14 protein-coding genes are annotated in these 17,092 nt (G+C 74.9%); 3 read left to right on the top strand and 11 right to left on the bottom strand.

Translation table 11 applies throughout. The annotated features are described in order from the left end of the window. Positions 1 to 17: 17 nt before the first annotated feature. From ACZ7MY_RS14075 to ACZ7MY_RS14065, 3 genes are all read right to left on the bottom strand, one after another. Entirely contained in the window at positions 18 to 578 is a 561-nt protein-coding gene (locus tag ACZ7MY_RS14075; RefSeq protein ID WP_499601774.1) for a Uma2 family endonuclease, read from the bottom strand. 62 nt (positions 579 to 640) lie between these two features. Further along, a complete protein-coding gene (locus tag ACZ7MY_RS14070) occupies positions 641 to 1,465 on the bottom strand; it encodes a PaaX family transcriptional regulator (RefSeq protein WP_499601773.1) in 825 nt (274 codons plus the stop codon). 4 nt (positions 1,466 to 1,469) lie between these two features. After that, a complete protein-coding gene (locus tag ACZ7MY_RS14065) occupies positions 1,470 to 3,074 on the bottom strand; it encodes an AMP-binding protein (RefSeq protein WP_499601771.1) in 1,605 nt (534 codons plus the stop codon). A gap of 95 nt (positions 3,075 to 3,169) precedes the next feature. Here ACZ7MY_RS14065 and ACZ7MY_RS14060 point away from each other — a divergent pair, with 95 nt between their 5' ends. After that, complete coding sequence (locus ACZ7MY_RS14060; RefSeq protein WP_499601770.1) at positions 3,170 to 4,276, top strand: acyl-CoA dehydrogenase family protein; 1,107 nt, start codon at positions 3,170 to 3,172, stop codon at positions 4,274 to 4,276. After that, positions 4,273 to 4,671 (top strand): RidA family protein, encoded by a 399-nt coding sequence (locus ACZ7MY_RS14055; protein WP_499601768.1) that lies wholly within the window; start codon positions 4,273 to 4,275, stop codon positions 4,669 to 4,671. Before ACZ7MY_RS14060 ends, ACZ7MY_RS14055 begins: the two co-directional genes overlap by 4 nt. Before the next feature lie 161 nt (positions 4,672 to 4,832). Here ACZ7MY_RS14055 and ACZ7MY_RS14050 read toward each other — a convergent pair whose 3' ends face one another. The 8 genes from ACZ7MY_RS14050 to ACZ7MY_RS14015 all read right to left on the bottom strand — a co-directional run bounded on the left by ACZ7MY_RS14050 (position 4,833) and on the right by ACZ7MY_RS14015 (position 16,107). Beyond that, on the bottom strand, positions 4,833 to 6,077 hold the full coding sequence (locus tag ACZ7MY_RS14050) for an RNA polymerase sigma factor (protein WP_499601766.1): 1,245 nt from the start codon (positions 6,075 to 6,077) through the stop codon (positions 4,833 to 4,835). An 8-nt stretch (positions 6,078 to 6,085) separates the two neighbouring features. After that, positions 6,086 to 6,439, bottom strand: a complete 354-nt coding sequence (locus ACZ7MY_RS14045) for a YciI family protein (RefSeq protein ID WP_499601764.1) — start codon at positions 6,437 to 6,439, stop codon at positions 6,086 to 6,088. Between the two features lie 143 nt (positions 6,440 to 6,582). Continuing rightward, positions 6,583 to 9,501 (bottom strand): hypothetical protein, encoded by a 2,919-nt coding sequence (locus ACZ7MY_RS14040; RefSeq protein ID WP_499601762.1) that lies wholly within the window; start codon positions 9,499 to 9,501, stop codon positions 6,583 to 6,585. Further along, positions 9,501 to 11,345 (bottom strand): HSP90 family protein, encoded by a 1,845-nt coding sequence (locus ACZ7MY_RS14035; RefSeq protein ID WP_499601760.1) that lies wholly within the window; start codon positions 11,343 to 11,345, stop codon positions 9,501 to 9,503. The genes ACZ7MY_RS14040 and ACZ7MY_RS14035 overlap by 1 nt, the downstream gene beginning before the upstream one ends. A gap of 71 nt (positions 11,346 to 11,416) precedes the next feature. Next, positions 11,417 to 12,439, bottom strand: a complete 1,023-nt coding sequence (locus ACZ7MY_RS14030) for a hypothetical protein (RefSeq protein WP_499601758.1) — start codon at positions 12,437 to 12,439, stop codon at positions 11,417 to 11,419. Positions 12,440 to 12,562: 123 nt separating this feature from the next. Then, positions 12,563 to 14,092: a UDP-N-acetylglucosamine 1-carboxyvinyltransferase gene (locus ACZ7MY_RS14025; protein WP_499601757.1), complete on the bottom strand. Its 1,530-nt coding sequence runs from the start codon at positions 14,090 to 14,092 to the stop codon at positions 12,563 to 12,565. Between the two features lie 14 nt (positions 14,093 to 14,106). Then, a complete protein-coding gene (locus ACZ7MY_RS14020) occupies positions 14,107 to 14,607 on the bottom strand; it encodes a methylated-DNA--[protein]-cysteine S-methyltransferase (RefSeq protein WP_499601755.1) in 501 nt (166 codons plus the stop codon). 9 nt (positions 14,608 to 14,616) lie between these two features. Next, a complete protein-coding gene (locus tag ACZ7MY_RS14015) occupies positions 14,617 to 16,107 on the bottom strand; it encodes an AlkA N-terminal domain-containing protein (RefSeq protein WP_499601753.1) in 1,491 nt (496 codons plus the stop codon). A gap of 134 nt (positions 16,108 to 16,241) precedes the next feature. On the opposite strand from ACZ7MY_RS14015, the gene ACZ7MY_RS14010 reads away from it, so the two are divergent. After that, entirely contained in the window at positions 16,242 to 17,069 is an 828-nt protein-coding gene (locus tag ACZ7MY_RS14010) for an isocitrate lyase/PEP mutase family protein (RefSeq protein ID WP_499601751.1), read from the top strand. Positions 17,070 to 17,092 lie beyond the last annotated feature (23 nt).

Raw genomic sequence — 17,092 nt, 5'->3', positions numbered from 1 at the left:
GCGCCCCTGGGCGCGGGTCAGCGGAAGGCGGAGGTGTCGAGGGTGAACGCGAACGGCTCCGGGAGGTCGAGCTCCTTGCCGAACAGCACGCGGACGTCCTGCCGGTAGTCCTCGGCGTCCGGCTCGCCGTACAAGGTGACCGTGCCCTCGGTGCGGTCCACCAGCAGGTAGAAGGGGATGCCGGCGGCCGCGTAGCCGCGTCGTCGCGGGCCGCGGTCCCTGGCCGGACGCGCCGTCGTCACCCGGACCGCCATCACCACGCCGGCCGGGTCGGCCCAGGGCGGCTGTCCGCGGAAGTGCCCCTTCGGGGCGACGACGGCGTCGGGGACGAAGCGCCCCAGCGGGCTGACCAGACCCTTGGTGAACGCGACGTACAGATCGGCGGCGGACTCCGCGACGACCGCACGGGCCAGCCGGGCCACCGCGTCCTGGTGGTCGCCGTCGGGTGGCGGCGCGACGACGATCTCCCCGTCGATCAGCTCCGCGCGGTAGCCCTCGGGCAGGGTGAGTTCGAGGAACGCCGCGAGTACGGCCGCCTCGCCCGCCGTGGCGGGGCTCTGCCCGGGCGGAGCCGTCATGTGCGTTCCCCCGGATCGCCGTACGGGCCTGCGTCCTGCCGACGATCACCCGGGGAGGCCGGTCACGCCGCGGGGTCGGCGGAGTACGCGAACTCCGCGCCCGCGTCGCGCAGCCGGGCGTGCAGGCCCTCGAAGACCGCCGCCGCGCGGCCGCCGGGCCAGCCGGAGGGGAGGAGGGCGGGCGGCAGGCCCGGGTCGGCGTAGGGGAGCCGGCGCCAGGAGTCGAGGGCGCGCAGGTAGTCCGCGAAGGCCTCCTGCGGCGGGGTCGTACGGCGGGCCGCCCAGGCGCGCAGCACGGGCTCGTGGGCGTCGAGGAAGGCGAGGTGGCGCTTGGCGACGGCGTCCAGGTCCCACCAGCGGCGCACGGCCGCGACGGTCGGCTCGAAGCCGTCGTGGGTGCCGGTGAAGAGGTCGACGTAGCCCTCCAGGCCGAGCCGGCGCAGGGTGTGCCCGGCCTCCTCGTGGAGGCGGGCGGGCGCGATCCACACGCCTGGCGCGGCCGTTCCGAAGCCCAGGCGGGCCAGGCGGGAGCGGAGCAGGTGCCGCTTGTTGCGCTCGCTCTCCGGTACGGAGAAGACGGCGAGCACCCACTGCCGGTCCTCCGTTGCGCCGGCCGGGTGACCGTAGATGCGCCGGTCGCCGTCGGCGAGCAACTGCCGGGCGTCCTCGGACAGCGCGTAGCCGGCGGCGCCGCCGACCCGGTCGGGCTCCAGCAGGCCGCGGCGCTTGAGCCGGGAGACCGCCGAGCGCACCGACTGCGGGTCCACGTCGACGGCGCCCATCAGCCGGATCAGCCCGGCGACGGGTATCCGCCCGTCCCAGCCGTCGGCCCGGCCGTAGGCGCCGAAGAAGGTCAGGATCAGTGAACTGGGGGTGTGCTCGGTCACGCGATCACTGTAGGTCGCGCAGCCGGAAGCGCTGCAGCTTCCCCGTGGGCGTGCGGGGCAGGGCGTCAAGGAAGACGACCTCGCGCGGGCACTTGTAGCTCGCGATCTCCTCCCGGGTGAAGGAACGCAGCGACTCGACCGTGTGCTCGTCGCGCGGCGGGCCGTCCCGCAGCACGACGAAGGCCCGTACGATCTGGCCGCGCTGCTCGTCCGGCACGCCGATGACCGCCGCCTCCCGCACGTCGGGGTGGCGCAGCAGCGCCTCCTCGACCTCGGGGCCCGCGATGTTGTACCCCGACGAGATGATCATGTCGTCGGCGCGGGCCACGTAGCGGAAGTAGCCGTCGGCCTCGCGCACATAGGTGTCGCCGGTGATGTTCCAGCCGTCCCGCACGTACTCCCGCTGCCGCTCGTCGGCCAGGTAGCGGCAGCCCGTGGGGCCGCGCACCGCCAGCAGCCCCGGTTCGCCGTCCGGTACGGGGGAGAGCGTCAGGGGGTCGACGACCCGGGCCCGGTAGCCCGGCACCGGCAGGCCCGTGGTGCCCGGGCGGATCAGGTCGTCGGCGGCGGAGATGAAGATGTGCAGCAGCTCCGTCGCCCCTATGCCGTTGATGATCCGCAGCCCCGTCGACTCGTACCAGGCGTGCCAGGTCGACTCGGGCAGGTTCTCGCCCGCCGACACGCAGCGGCGCAGCGAGGACAGGTCCCTGGAGCCGTGCGAGGCGAGTATGGCCCGGTACGCGGTGGGCGCGGTGAACAGCACCGTCACCCCGTGCTCCGCGACGGCCCGGGCGAGCTGCTCGGGCCCGGCCTGCTCCAGGAGCAGCGCCGACGCCCCCACGCGCAGTGGGAAGACGACCAGGCCGCCCAGCCCGAAGGTGAAGCCCAGCGGCGGGCTGCCGGCGAACACGTCCGCCGGGGTGGGGCGCAGTATGTGCGCTGAGAAGGTGTCGGCGATCGCCAGCACGTCCCGGTGGAAGTGCATGCAGCCCTTGGGCCGTCCGGTCGTGCCGGAGGTGAAGGCGATCAGCGCGACGTCGTCCGACGAGGTCTCCACCGCGGCGAAGGAGTCCGGCCGGCCGGCCGCGAGCCGCAGCAGGTCGTCCGGCGCCTCGCCGCCGTAGGTGGCGACGCGCAGCCCGGGCGCCTCGCACTTGGCGAGGTCGTCGAGCGCGCGGATGTCGCACAGCGCGTGCCGCACGGAGGCGATCTCGCAGATCGTCGCCAGTTCGTGCGGGCGGTGCGCCGCGAGCACCGTCACCGCGACCGCGCCCGCCTTCATGACGGCGAACCAGCAGGCCACCAGCCACGGTGTGGTGGGCCCGCGCAGCAGCACGCGGTTGCCGGACACCACCCCGAGGTCGTCGGTCAGCACGTGCGCGATGCGGTCGGAGGCGGCACGCAGGTCGGCGTACGACCAGACCTCACCGTCCGGCGTCCGCAGGCAGGGCGCCTCGGGCCGTCCGGCGGCGAGGAGTTCGGTACCGCAGTTGAGCCGGCCCGGATAGGCCAGCTCGGGGAGGTCTTGGGTCAGGACGGGCCACTGGTCACGCGGCGGGAGGTGATCCCGCGGGAAAGTGTCCACGTGTGCTGACGGCAGCAGGTCCATGGCGGGTTCGCCCCTCGTTGGGCCCTGGTTGCGGACGGATTCAGCGTAACGTGTTTGTGACGGCAGTCAACGGTACGCGATACGGGAGGTGCCGCGTGGCATCGTTCGCGCTCGACCCGGAACAACTCAAGTGGTGTGCGCAGGTGCGCGATTGGGCCGCCGAACGGCTCCGGCCGCTGGCGGCGGCCGGTGAACCCGGGCGGGTCAACCGCCCGCTGCTCGCCGCCCTCGGCGAACTCGGCCTGCTGGCCCGCCTCTTCCCCGGCACCGCCCTCGAGCTGTGCCTGCTGAGGGAGTCCCTGGCCCGCGAGTGCACCGAGGCCGAGACCGCGCTCGCCCTGCAGGGGCTGGGCGCCCACCCCCTGCTGGAGTCCCCGGAACTGGCCGCCCGCTGGATCCCGCGGGTCGTCTCCGGAGAGGCCGTCGCGGCCTTCGCGCTCACCGAACCGGGCGCCGGCTCCGACGCCGCCGCCCTCGAACTGGCGGCGGAGCCCGCACCCGGCGGCGGCTGGCGGCTCACCGGCGAGAAGTGCTGGATCTCCAACGCCCCCGAGGCCGACCTCTACACGGTCTTCGCCCGGACCACCCCCGGCGCCGGTGCCCGCGGCGTCACCGCCTTCGCGGTCCCCGCCGACCGCCCGGGCCTGGCCGGCGAACCCCTCGACATGCTCTCCCCGCACCCCATCGGGCGGCTGCGCCTCGACGCCGTACCGGTCGGCGAGCAGGACGTGATCGGCGAGGTCGACCGGGGCTTCCGGGTCGCCATGACCACCCTCAACCGCTTCCGGCCGAGCGTCGGCGCCTTCGCGGTCGGCATGGCGCAGGCCGCCCTCGACGCGGCCACCGCCCACGCCGCCTCCCGTACCGCCTTCGGCGCGCCCCTGAAGGAGCTCCAGGCCGTCTCGCACACCCTCGCCGAGATGGCCACCCGCACCGAGGCCGCCCGCCTGCTGGTCTACGCCGCCGCCGAGGCCTACGACTCCGGCGCCGCGGGGACCGCCCGCAGCTCCGCCATGGCCAAGCTCTTCGCCACCGAGACCGCCCAGTACGCGGTCGACTCCGCCGTCCAGATCCACGGGGCCCGCGCCCTGGAGCGCGGCCACCTCCTCGAGCACCTCTACCGCGAGGTCCGCGCACCGCGTATCTACGAAGGCGCCACCGAAGTCCAGCGGTCGATCATCGCCAAGGAGCTCTTCGCATGACCCTCAACCGGATCAACCCGCCCGAGCTCTCCCCGCCCACCGGTTTCAGCCATGCCGTCACCGCCACCGGCCGCACCCTCGTCCTCCTCGCGGGCCAGACCGCGCTGGACTCCGAGGGCAAGGTCGTCGGGGACACGCTCCCCGCCCAGTTCGAGCACGCGTTGATCAACCTGCTCACCGCCCTCCAGGCCGCCGGCGGCACCCCCGCCGACCTCGCCCGGCTCACCGTCCACACCACGGACGTCGCCGCCTACCGCGACCACGCCCCCGAACTCGGCCGCATCTGGCGCGCCCTGGCCGGCCGCGACTACCCGGCGATGGCGGTCATCGGCATCACCCGCCTGTGGGACGAGGAGGCCATGGTCGAACTCGACGGGCTCGCCATGCTGACCTGATGCACAGTCAGGAGATGTCCGGACTGCGGGGCCCGGACCCTGCGCGCGGCCGTGCGTTCCGGCGCGGCGCCGTGCCGGCGCGGACGGGGCGTTGTGCCGGGCCCGCGCCCCAGCGGCGGGGGTGGACGTCCGCCCGGCCCCCGAAGGCCCCCGCGGGGCCGTCACTTCGGGGTGCCGAGCGCCGCACGTCTGCGCCGCAGGAAGTCGCGTTCGGCCCGGTTCTCGGTGCGGGCGGCCGCGGCGTCGTAGGCCTGCGCGGCCTCGGCCGTACGGCCCAGGCGGCGCAGCAGGTCGGCGCGGACGGCGTGGAACGCGGGGTAGCCCGCCAGGGGGAGGCCGTCGACGGCGGCGAGCGCCGTGGCGGGGCCCTCGACCTCGGCGAGGGCGACGGCGCGGTTGAGGGTGACCACGGGGCCCGGTGCCAGGGCCGTCAACCGGTCGTAGAGGGCGAGGACCTGCCGCCAGTCCGTCGCGGCGGCGGACGGGGCGTCGCTGTGCACGGCGCTGATCGCCGCCTGGACCTGGTACGGCCCGGGCCGGCCCCGACGCAGGCAGCGGCGGACCAGTTCCTGCCCCTCCGCGACCAGGTCCCGGTCCCACAGGGCGCGGTCCTGCTCGGCCAGCGGCACCGCGGCGCCGTCCGGGCCGGTACGGGCCGGGCGGCGCGACTGGGCCAGCAGCATCAGGGCGAGCAGCCCCAGCGCCTCGGGCTCGTCGGGCATGAGCCCGGCCAGCAGCCGGCCCAGGCGGATCGCCTCGGCGCACAGCTCCTCGCGGACCAGCCGGTCCCCGGAACCGGGCAGGTAGCCCTCGTTGAAGACCAGGTACACCACCGCCAGCACCGCGCCGAGCCGTTCCGGCAGGTCGGCCTCGTCCGGGACGCGGTACGGGATCCGGGCGTCGCGGATCTTGCCCTTCGCCCTGACCAGCCGCTGCGCCATGGTGCTCTCCGGGACGAGGAAGGCCCGGGCGATCTCGGCGGTGGTCAGGCCGCCCAGCAGCCGGAGCGTCAGCGCCACGCGCGCGGCCGGGGCCAGCGCGGGATGGCAGCAGGTGAAGAGCAGACGGAGCCGTTCGTCCCGCACGGGGCCCTCCTCGCCGCTTCCGTGGACGTCGTGGACGTCGCCGGCGTCCTGCGGCAGGGCCGCCCGGGCCTGCCGGTCCGCGCGGGACGCCTCGCGGCGCAGCCGGTCGATCGCGCGGTTGCGGGCGGTGGTGACGATCCAGCCGGCCGGGCTCGGCGGCGGGCCCGTCCGCGGCCACCGCTCCACGGCCGTGGTGAAGGCCTCCTGGACCGCCTCCTCCGCGAGGTCGATGTCGCCGAAGCGGCGGACCAGGACGGCGACCGCGCGCCCGTACTCCTCGCGGAAGATCCGTTCGACCTCGGGCGCGCCCGGCTCCGGCACGCCGGCCGTCAGTCCTCGACCTCGTGCGCGAAGGGCCGGACCTCGATGGGCAGCGTGGTCACCCGGGCCAGCCTGCGGCCCCACTCCAGCGCGGCGTCGAGATCGGCCGCCTTCACGATCGTGAAGCCGCCGAGGTACTCCTTGCTCTCCAGGAACGGCCCGTCGGTGACGAGCACGTCCCCGTCCCGCGGCCGCAGCACCGTGGCGGTGTCCGGGGCGTTCAGCCCCGCCCCGAAGACCCAGGCCCCGGCCTCCTTCATCTCCCGGTTGAGGACGTCGAGTTCGGCCATGATCCGGGCCAGGGCCTCGGGCGGCGGTGGGGTCCCCTCGGGCTGGTACACGCTGAGCAGGTAGTGCTTCATGTCGGCCGTCCTCGCTCTCCGGGCCGGTCCTGCGCCGGCGTTCCACCCTCTACACGAACGGCGACCGCCCGGATCGACACCCCGCGCCCCCGGTTCCGGGGGAGGGGGCGCCGAGGGCGGTCGCCACGTTCGTACCACGGGTGTCAGCCCTGGCGGTGTGAGGACACCTCCTCGCCGACCCGGGAGAGGATCGCGACCGCCTGGTCCAGGCCCGCCTCGCGGCAGCGGGTGATCGCGGCGCGCAGCCGTGCGAGGGCCGCGTCCGGTCGCTGCAGTCCGTTCGCCTCGACCAGGGCGGCGACCCGGACGGCCTCGGCGCGCGGCGCCTCGCCCCGCGGCCCGCCCTCGTCGTGGGCGGCGATCGCCCGCTCCAGTTCGGCGAGCGCCTCGGCGAAGCGCCCGGCGCCGGCGTACGCCCGGCCGCGCTGGTAGTGCGTGGCGCCGGTCTCGTACCAGAGGGCGATGTCCTCGTCCTCGCCGGGCACGGCCGCCAGCAGCTCGTCCGCCTCGCGCAGGTGGCCCAGTGCCTTCTCCAGGCCCTCGGCGCCCTCGGCCGACACCGCGTGCGCCGCGAAGTCCCGCATCATCTCCGCCACGGCGTGCGGGTTCGGGCCCTTCCCGTGCGAGGCGACCGCGCGGTCGTAGGCGGAGCGCGCCGCCTCCTCACGGCCGGCCGCCAGCAGGGCGGTGGCGGCCTCGGCTGCGGCGAGCGTGTGCGTGACCTGCTCCTCCCACGACTCGACGGCGTCGGCCAGCAGCAGGAACTGCTCGGCGCTCGCGCGGTGCTCCGCCAGCTCCCGCAGGCCCCGCGCCAGCAGCAACCGGGCCTGGGCCAGGGCGCGTTCGTCCATGCCGGCCGCGGCCTCGTCCGTGACCAGCGACTCCAGCACGGCGACGGCGTCCGCCGGGCGGTCGGCGCGCACGAGGACGTCCGCCAGCTCCACCCGCATCTCGGCGGCGCCGGCGGCCTCGCCCTCGCGGTCCAGCCGCGCCGCGCCGTCGGACAGGTGACGTACGGCGGCGCCCAGGTTGCCCGCGTGGTCGGCGGCGTGGCCGAGCAGCGCGTAGGTGCGCGCCACCGGGAACGCGGTGTCGCCGTGGGCGCGGGCCGAGGCCAGCGCGCCGTGGAACTGCTCCATCGCGTCCTCGGGGCGGTGCTGCTGCAGCAGCACCTGGCCGAGCAGCCCCCGCGGACGCGTCGCACGCCAGGGGGTCCCGGCCGCCTCCACGACCCGCAGCACGCTCCGCAGCTCCTGCTCGGCGCGGTCCAGGTCACCGGTGCGGGCCGCGAGGTCGGCCGCGTACACGCGGGTGTTGACCGTGCGCTCCGGCGCGCCGAGCCGCTCCGACTCGGCCACGGCCTCGGCGACGGCGCTCTCGAAGCGCTCGCGCAGCTCCGCCGGGACGTCCGGCAGCGCGGCCATCGTTTCGGTGTGCGCGAGGTAGGCACGGCACTGCAGCACGACGAACCAGGCACGCAGGACCCCGGGGGTGGCGGTGCTCGCGTCCACCAGCGCACGGGCCTCGGCGAGCACCGCGTCCAGCTCCGCCCGGCCCTCGTCGGCCTCCGGGCCGGGCTCCACGCCGACCGATGCCAGCCGTGCCCGGGCGGTCAGCACGCGCTCGGGCATGCCGGCCACGGCGAACAGCTCCCGTGCCTCGGTGAGCGCGGCCCTGACCGCCGCCTTGTCCTCGTCCTCCATGGCCGCGAAGGCGCGGTGCTCGGCCAGTTCGCCCCGCAGCCGCTCCTCCGGGCCCAGCCGCGGGTCGTGGACGTGGTCCCCGGCCCCGGCGCGCTCGGCGACCAGGCGCCACAGCTCCTCGTCACCGGGACGGCCCGCGTCGGCCAGCTCGCGTGCCCTCTCCACCAGTTCGACGAAGTCCTCGGGCACCTCCCGGGCGGGCACGGCCTGGGCAGGTGCCGTCACCGCGGGCGTGCCCTCCGGGGACGGCACGGTCGCGGTGCGCAGACCCAGCGGCAGCGGCTCGGCGAGCGGTGGGCGCCGGTCCAGCCGGGCCCGGCGTCGCTCGCCCACGGTGCCGGTGCCGTTGCGCCGGTCGAAGGCCGCGGCCAGGGTGTCGCCCTGCTCGTGGACGTGGTCCAGCAGCTCGCGCGCCGTCCAGGTGCGCCCCAGCGGTCCGGCGACGGGGGTCGTGTCGTACCCCTGGTCGACCAGGCGCCGGGCGAGGACCTCGACGCCGGTCAGGAAACCGAGCAGCGACAGCGGGGCCCCGGCGGTGTCGAAGAGCGCGCGGTTCTCGGCGAGGATCTCCAGTGCCCGGCCCTCGTTGCCGGACAGCGCGCAGAACTCGACGTGCAGGCCTGCCTCCTCGGCCATCCCGACGCGGCCCCGGACGTGCCGGTAGCCGGTCAGGTGGTGGGAACGGGCCTCGTCGGTGCGGCCGAGGCGCAGCAGCGGCAGCAGGGCGTGGGCCTGGGTGACCCAGGGCTCCTCCTCGCAGCTCTGGACGCCGCCGAGGACCGGTTCCCAGGTGCGCAGCGCCCCTTCCTCGTCGCCCGCGGCCAGGTGGTGCAGGCCCTGGTGCCTCGTCTCGCAGGCCAGGCAGTCACTGAGCGGCTCCCGGCGCCGGGTCACCCACAGGTCCCAGGCCGTCTCGACGTCCGCGCCGGTGTGTGCGGCGATGCGGTGCCGCATCGCCGCCACCGGCTGCCGGCCCTCACCGGCGGCGCGGTAGCGCTCGCCCATCTGGGAGACCCACCCGTCGACCGCGGCCAGCGGGACGTCCGGCACCTGGAGCAGCGAGGTCGTCACCCACTTGTGGCGCCACAGCACCTGGCGGGCCTCCCACTCGCTGAAGGAGCCGGGCACCTCCTCCCACAGCTTCAGGATCCGGGCGAAGACCACCGGGGACTTGCGATGCTCGGCGGCGTACTCGTACGCCGACATGAGTTCGAGCAGCGCCGTGACGAGGACGTCCTTCTCCTCGAACTGCTCGGCCGCCTCGACCAGTTCCTCGGCGGTCACGGTGCGGGGCGTTCCGTAGGGGCGCTCGTTGTTCTCGCGGAGCGCCTCGAACACGGCCTCGGGGGTGTCCAGCATCAGTGCTCCTTGGCGTCCGGCCCGGACGCGGGGGTGTCCTGGTCGTGCATGGCGTGGGTGAGCAGGCCGATGAAGGCCCGGTTGAGCAGCGCGCTCTCCGAGGACTTCAGCGGCCTCCGGGTGAGCAGCAGCGCCTGCCCGTACAGGGCCTCGGCCGTGGTGAGCGCGAGCCCCCGCTCGGTGATGCCGGCGGCCCGGCGCACCAGCGGGTTGAGGTGGTTGAGGACGAGCTGGGCCCGCGGGGCCTCCGTGCGCAGCGAGCCCAGGATGTCCGCCCACAGCCCGTCGCTGCCCTCCGCGAGGCCGGCCCGGGTGCGCTCGTGGCGTGCCTCGCGGCTGTCCAGGAGCAGCGCGGGCGCCGTGACCGGCTGGAAGGCCCGCAGCACGACGTCGCAGTCGTACTGGCCGACGACCTCACGGGCGACCGCGAGGAACGCGGCGCCGGCGAGTTCGGCGGCCGAGTCGACGGGGTCGAGGTGGGCCGTCACGGTGGCCGGGTCCAGGTCGGTGACCGTGGTCCCGGGACGGATCTCCGGCAGCCGGTGCACCAGGTCCCGGTCGTAGGTGTAGCCGCCGTTGACGACGCCGAGACCCGCCGCCGCGGCGATCGGGGCGACCTGCCGGAACTCGTCGACGTTGCGGGTCACCAGCACCGTGGGGTGGGCGCGGGCGAACTCCTCCAGCGTGACGTTGCCGTCCGTGGTCTCGAAGGGCAGCCACGGCAGCAGCATCCGCAGCAGCGCGTCGTCGTAGCGGGCCAGCGCCTTGACGGCCAGGTGGTGGCTGTCGATGAAGCGCTGCAGCAGCACCGGGTCGCTGGCGGCGAGCCCGGTCAGCCAGTCGCGGATGCGGGCGCCGAGGGCGTCACGGACGGCGGCCAGCGTCTCGTCCTCGTACAGCGCCTCGCGTGAGGCCGTCGGGCGCAGGCTGGTGACGTCCACGACGCAGCGGACGAAGAAGGCCCACTCCGGGAGGAGTTCGGCGGCCCGGTCCGAGAGCAGCATGCCCTTGAGGTGCACCCGGTGCCCGGCCCGCTCCGACGGGTTGACGGCGGTCGGCAGCACGTAGGCCACACCGCGCAGCCCGGCGACGGGCAGGTCGAGGTCGATGGTGTCGAGCGGGGTGAAGCCGAACGTCGCGCGGCAGTACTCGGCGAGCGCCTCGGCGCGGGCCAGCGGGGAACCGTGGCGGCGCTCCCACGGCGGGGTCTCGTTGACGGCGGTGCTCTCACCGCGCGGATCGACGACGGTGACCTCGTGCCGCAGCAGGCTGCCGTAGTGCCGGGCCAGCTGGGTCACCCGCTCGGGCTCCGTCCACTCGCGGGCGTCCGCCCGCGGGGTCAGCGTCACCCGGGTGCCCGGCTCGGGCAGCGCGTCGGCGGGGAGGGTGCGGATGGTGTAGCTGCCGTCCGAGCGGCCGCGCCACTCGACGGCCGGGGCGCCGACCACGACCGCCGGGCGGCTGACGACCGTGATCTCGTCGGCCACCACGAAGCAGGCCAGCAGCCCGATGCCGAACTGGCCGATGAAGTCGCCGCGGGCGGCCTCGATCTCCCCGTCGGCGGCGCGCTTGGAGCTGCGCCCGATGGTGGCGAGGAAGGTGTGCACGTCGGCCTCACTCAGGCCGACACCGGTGTCGGTGATGGTGAGCGTGTCACCGGTGCGCACGGTGATCCGGGCCGGTGCGCCCGGCTGGACCGCCTGCCGGGCGGTGATCGCGTCGACGGCGTTCTGCAGCAGCTCGCGCAGGTACACGCGGGGGCTGGAGTAGAGGTGGTGGGAGAGCAGGTCGACCAGGCCGCGCAGGTCGACCTGGAACGTGTGCGCTGACGGGGACTGGGACACCGAAGGGGCCTTCCGGGCGGTGCGCGGACGGGGAACGGGGCACGGGACGGCTTGGGTCCGCCCTGGGACGGTCAGGGACGCCCCGAGCGGGACCGCAGCGTGCGGTAGGCCGCGACGGGGTCGCCACCGTTGAGGTACTCCCACGGGAACTTGGTGACGAGCCCGCCGGTGGCGGCGAAGGCCTCGGCGGCCGCCTTCTTCTCGCCGGCCAGTGCGAAGGCCATGGCGAAGACGTTGAGCGTCGCGACCGGGTCGATGGCGCCCTGGTAGGCCGGGTTGCGGTAGGAGCGGTCCGCGGCCTCGTACAGCTCCTTCTCGACCTGGAGGCGAAGCATGTACGCGGTGTCGGCGCCGGGGTCCAGGTCGCCCCAGTGCTCCAGGTGCGCGATCGCGACCAGCACCCCCAGCTCGCTGCCCTCCGGGGCGGCGAGCATGGACTCCCGGGCGAAGGCGTGCATCTCCTCGTGCGAACCGCCCCACTTGCGGCACACCTGCTGCAACCGCTGCTGGTGCGCCCCCAGGTGCAGCGGGGAGCGCCGTACGGTGGCCTCGAAACGCAGCCGCGCGAGGTCCGGGCCGACCTGCAGCCCCCGTCCGCTCATCTGCAGGAAGTACCAGGGGGACGCCCACCCGGGTTCGAGCTCCGCGGCCCGGTACAGCAGGTCCTCGGCCACCGCGAGGCGTTCGTGGAACACCTGGAACTGCTCGCGCGAGACGTGCTGGGCGCGCAGCCCGGTCCGGGCCTCCCAGGCCCAGGTCACCTGGCGGGCACCCGCCACCAACTGCGCGAGCCCGGAGTCCGGCTCGGCCTCGACGACGGCGGGCATCCAGCCCTCCCAGCCGTCGACGTCCACCGTGTTCGCCACGAGCCAGCTGCGCTGGCGGTCGTCGTCCACCGCCGAGAGCCGCTCGCGGATCGCCGGCCAGTCCGCGGCGGCGGCGGCCGCGCGCAGGGCCGCGAGCCCCGGGTTCCCCCGTGCCGGGTCGAGCTTGGGCGACGGGCGTGGCGCCCACCGCCTCAGTGAGAACGCGGAGCTGCTCCGCGCCCTTGCGTCCACCGTCCCGTCTGCGGGACCACGTCGGACCGCCACCATGAAGACCCCCTCCTGGCCTGGCCGTTCCTCCCCCGAGGGCCATGATCCGCGGCCCGGAGCATGACTATCACGGCCACCTTGCGGGGGAGTAGCCGGTTTCCCTGCCAGGAGGGGCTGGAGGGGTCAGATGTCGCGGAACGTCTCGATCTGCGCCCCGATGGAGTTGAGCCGCTCGGCCAGCTCCTCGTAGCCGCGGTTGATCACGTACACGTTCCGCAGCACCGAGGTGCCCTCGGCGGCGAGCATCGCCAGCAGCGTCACCACGGCGGGCCGCAGCGCCGGCGGGCACATCATCTCGGCGGTGCGCCAGCGGGTCGGGCCCTCGACCAGCACCCGGTGCGGGTCCAGCAGCTTGACGTTGGCGCCGAGCCGGGTCAGTTCGGTGAGGTAGATGGCGCGGTTGTCGTAGACCCAGTCGTGGATCAGCGTCGAGCCCTGGGCCGTGGCGGCGATGGCCGCGAAGAAGGGCACGTTGTCGATGTTGAGGCCCGGGAAGGGCATCGGGTGGATCTTGTCGATGGGGGAGCGCAGCTTGGAGGGGCGCACGGTGAGGTCGATCAGCCGGGTGCGGCCGTTGTCGGCGGGGTACTCGGCCGAGCGCTCGTGGTCCAGCCCCATCTCCTCCAGGACCGCGAGCTCGATCTCCAGGAACTCCACCGGCACCCGGCGGATGGTCAGCTCGGACTCGGTGACCACGGCCGCGGCCAGCAGGCTCATGGCCTCCACCGGGTCCTCGGAGGGCGCGTAGTCCACGTCCCGGTCGATCTCCTTGACGCCGTGCACGGTCAGCGTGGTGGTGCCGATGCCGTCCACCCGCACCCCCAGCTCCTCCAGGAAGAAGCACAGGTCCTGGACCATGTAGTTCGAGCTGGCGTTGCGGATGACGGTCACGCCTTCGTGCCGGGCGGCCGCCAGGAGCGCGTTCTCGGTCACGGTGTCGCCGCGCTCGGTCAGCACGATCGGCCGCCGCGGGGCCACCGAGGGGGCGACCCGGGCGTGGTACATCCCGCTGGTCGCGGTCACGTCCAGCCCGAAGTGCCGCAGGGCGGTCATGTGCGGCTGGACGGTACGGGTGCCGAGGTCGCAGCCGCCCGCGTACGGGATGCGGAAGCGGTCGGTGCGGTGCATCAGCGGGCCGAGGAACATGATCACGCTGCGGGTGCGGCGGGCGGCGTCGGTGTCCATGGAGTCCAACTCCAGGCGCGCGGGCGGGACGACCTCCAGGTCGTTGCCGTCGTTGATCCAGCGGGTGCGCACGCCGATGCTGTTCAGCACCTCCAGGATGCGGTAGACCTCCTCGATCCGCGCGACGCGGCGCAGGGTGGTCCGCCCGGAGTTCAGCAGGGTGGCGCACAGCAGCGCCACGCACGCGTTCTTGCTGGTCTTGACGTCGATGGAGCCGGAGAGCCGGCGGCCGCCGACCACCCGCAGGTGCATGGGGCCCGCGTAGCCGAGGGAGACGATCTCGCTGTCGAGCGCTTCACCGATTCGGGCGATCATCTCAAGGCTGATGTTCTGGTTCCCGCGTTCAATACGGTTCACCGCGCTCTGACTGGTCCCCAGTGCCTCCGCCAGTTGCGCCTGGGTCCAGCCCCGGTGCTGGCGGGCGTCACGGATGAGCTTGCCGATGCGTGCGAGGTAGTCGTCTCCCATGGGGAGAGACTATCTCACATATGAGATGTCAACCCGAGCTCCAGGTCCAGGAGGTACCGCTTGCGCTCCAGCCCGCCCCCGTACCCGGTGAGGCTGCCGGACGCCCCGACCACCCGGTGGCAGGGCACGATGATGCCGACCGGGTTCCTCCCGTTGGCGAGCCCGACGGCGCGCGAGGCGCCGGGGCTGCCGAGCTCCTCGGCCAGCTGACCGTACGTCACGACCGTGCCGTACGGGATGGCCCGCAGGCCCGCCCAGACGCGCCGCTGGAAGGGGGTGCCGTGCAGGTCCAGCGGCAGGTCGAAGGCGGTCAACCCGCCCGTGAAGTAGGCGTGCAGCTGTTCGGTGGCACGCGCGAACGGGGACCCGGCCCGGTCGCGGCGCTCGCCGAAGGACTCCTCGGTCGGCCGGTGCCGCTGCGCGGTCATGTAGAGACCCGACAGGACGCCGTCCGTCGCGACCAGGGTGAGCGGCCCGACCGGGCTGTCGATCAGGGCGTGTGTGCGAAGGGACATGAGTGCTCCTCAGGCCGGGTCGGCGGGCAGGACGTTCACGGGGTGGTCGCCGGTGGCCCACAGGTGCTGGACGGCGTACGCGCGCCACGGCCGCCAGGCGGCCGCGCGCCGGACGAGGGCCGCGGGTGTGGCCGGGAGGCCCAGTTTTCCCGCGGTCAGCCGTACACCCAAATCGGTGGCGGGGAAGGCGTCCGGGTCGCCCAGCGCCCTCATCGCGAGCACTTCGACCGACCACGGCCCGAGGCCCGGGAGCGCCGCGAGCTGCCGCCGCGCCTTCTCCCAGTCGCTGCCGACGTCCAGGTCGAGGCCGCCTTCGGTGAGCGCGGCGACCAGGGCGGTCAGCGTGGCCCGACGGGTGCGCGGCATCGCCAGGGACTCCGGGTCCAGGCCGGTGAGCGCCCACGGGGAGGGGAAGAGACGGGTCAGCCCGCCCGCGGGGTCGGCGACGGGCTCGCCGTGCGCCGCCACCAGCCGGCCGGCCAGCGTACGCGCCGCGGCGGTCGACACCTGCTGCCCGAGCACCACTCGCACCGCGAACTCGGGGCCGTCCACCGTGCGCGGCACCCGGCGCCCGGGGGCCTTGTCCACGTACGGGGCGAGCAGCGGGTCCTCCCGGAGCAGCGCGTCGACGGCGACCGGGTCGGCGTCCAGGTCGAGCAGCCACCGGCAGCGGCTGATCGCGTGCGACAGGTCCCGCCAGTCGGTGAGGGAGAGCCGGCAGGCGACGTGGTCGGGCTCCGGCCGCAGGGCCACGACGCCGTGGCCGTGCGGGAGCCGCAGCGTGCGCCGGTAGGCGCCCTCCCGCCACTCCTCCACACCCGGTACGCCGGTCGCGGCCAGGTGCCCGAAGAGGTTGCCGGGGCACAGCGGCGCCCGGAAGGGCAGCCGCAGCGTCAGCGAGCCCGAGACGCCGTCGGCGGGGACGGGGTGCCGTCCCCGTGCCGCCCGGGTCCGCAGCTCGCTCGGGGTGAGGGCGAAGACCTCGCGCACGGTCTCGTTGAAGGCGCGGATGCTGCTGAACCCGGCGGCGAAGGCGACGTCGCCCATGGGCAGCGCCGAGGTCTCGATCAGCAGCCGGGCCGTCTGCGCCCGCTGCGCCCGGGCGAGGGCGAGCGGTCCCGCCCCGAGCTCGGCCCGCAGCTGGCGCTCGACCTGCCGGGTGCTGTAGCCGAGGCGCGCCGCCAGACCCGGCACGCCGTCCCGGTCGACGACCCCGTCGGCGATCAGGCGCATGGCGCGTGCCACCAGGTCCGCCCGCTCGTTCCAGCGCGGGGAACCGGGGGCGGCGTCGGGCCGGCAGCGCTTGCAGGCGCGGAAGCCGGCCTGCTGGGCGGCGGCCGCACTCGGGTAGAAGCTCATGTTCTGCGGCTTGGGCGGCACCGCGGGGCAGCCGGGCCGGCAGTAGATGCGCGTGGTCAGCACCGCGGTGAAGAACCACCCGTCGAAACGGGAGTCCTTCGACTGCACGGCGCGCACACAGCGCTCGAAGTCCTCATGCACATCCCCCAGCATCCGCGGCCCGCGCGGGCCGCGGCTAGCGAGAATCCGACATGGACGTACGGGGCGGCGGCCCCTACACGTACGTGTCGGAAATCCGCCGGACCCCGCACCCCGGCGGTGCTGGACTTCTCTGCGTGACCAGCGAACTCAAGGCCAAGGCCGAACTCCTCCACTCCCTCCACGTCCCCGGGCGCCCGCTGCTGCTGGCCAACGCCTGGGACGCCGCGAGCGCCCGCGTCGCCGAGCGCGCCGGGGCAGCCGCCGTCGCCACCACCAGTTCCGGCGTCTCCTGGACCCTGGGCACCGCGGACGGCGACCACGTCGACCCCCGCCTCGCGCTGGAGCTGACCGCGCGGGTCGCGGCGGCCGTCTCCGTCCCGGTCAGCGCCGACGTCGAGGGCGGCTACGCGGCTGACCCCGAGGGCGTCGCGGAGACGGTGCGGGCCGTGCTGGCGGCGGGCGCGGTCGGCATCAACATCGAGGACTCCCACGACGGCGGCCCGGCCCCGCTGCGCGCCGTGGACGAGCAGGCCGCCCGCATCGCCGCCGCCCGCCGTGCGGCCGACGAGGCGGGGGTGCCGCTGTTCGTCCACGCCCGCACCGACACCTTCCTGCGGGGCGCCGGCGACCTGGGGGAGACCCTGGAGCGCGCCGCCGGCTACGTCGCGGCGGGCGCCGACGGCGTCTTCGTGCCCGGCGTCACCGACCCGGCCGTCGTCGCCGCCCTGGCCGAGGGCATCGACGCCCCGCTCGGCATCCTCGCCGGCCCCGGAGCGCCGCCGGTGTCCGTACTGGCCGCGGCCGGCGCCGCGCGCGTCAGCCTCGGCAGCGCCGTAGCCGAGGCCGCCTACGCCCTCGTCGACCGCGCGGCCCGCGAACTGCTCGCCACCGGCACGTACGCCGCCGTCGCGGGCGGCATCCCCTGGGGCGAGCTCAACGCCCTGATGCTCGCGGAGGGCTGACGGCGAGGCCCGCCACGGAACGG

This window comes from Streptomyces sp. NPDC111520, from assembly GCF_055635295.1.
Note: the sequence above shows the minus strand (reverse complement) of the source record. Positions and strands in the feature narration are given on the sequence as shown.

Coding starts and splice junctions, on each gene's coding strand:
- ACZ7MY_RS14075 (WP_499601774.1), bottom strand. CDS start 578: ATGACGGCTCCGCCCGGGCAGAGCCCCGCCACGGCGGGCGAGGCGGCC.
- ACZ7MY_RS14065 (WP_499601771.1), bottom strand. CDS start 3,074: ATGGACCTGCTGCCGTCAGCACACGTGGACACTTTCCCGCGGGATCAC.
- ACZ7MY_RS14055 (WP_499601768.1), top strand. CDS start 4,273: ATGACCCTCAACCGGATCAACCCGCCCGAGCTCTCCCCGCCCACCGGT.
- ACZ7MY_RS14045 (WP_499601764.1), bottom strand. CDS start 6,439: ATGAAGCACTACCTGCTCAGCGTGTACCAGCCCGAGGGGACCCCACCG.
- ACZ7MY_RS14040 (WP_499601762.1), bottom strand. CDS start 9,501: ATGCTGGACACCCCCGAGGCCGTGTTCGAGGCGCTCCGCGAGAACAAC.
- ACZ7MY_RS14030 (WP_499601758.1), bottom strand. CDS start 12,439: ATGGTGGCGGTCCGACGTGGTCCCGCAGACGGGACGGTGGACGCAAGG.
- ACZ7MY_RS14025 (WP_499601757.1), bottom strand. CDS start 14,092: ATGGGAGACGACTACCTCGCACGCATCGGCAAGCTCATCCGTGACGCC.
- ACZ7MY_RS14020 (WP_499601755.1), bottom strand. CDS start 14,607: ATGTCCCTTCGCACACACGCCCTGATCGACAGCCCGGTCGGGCCGCTC.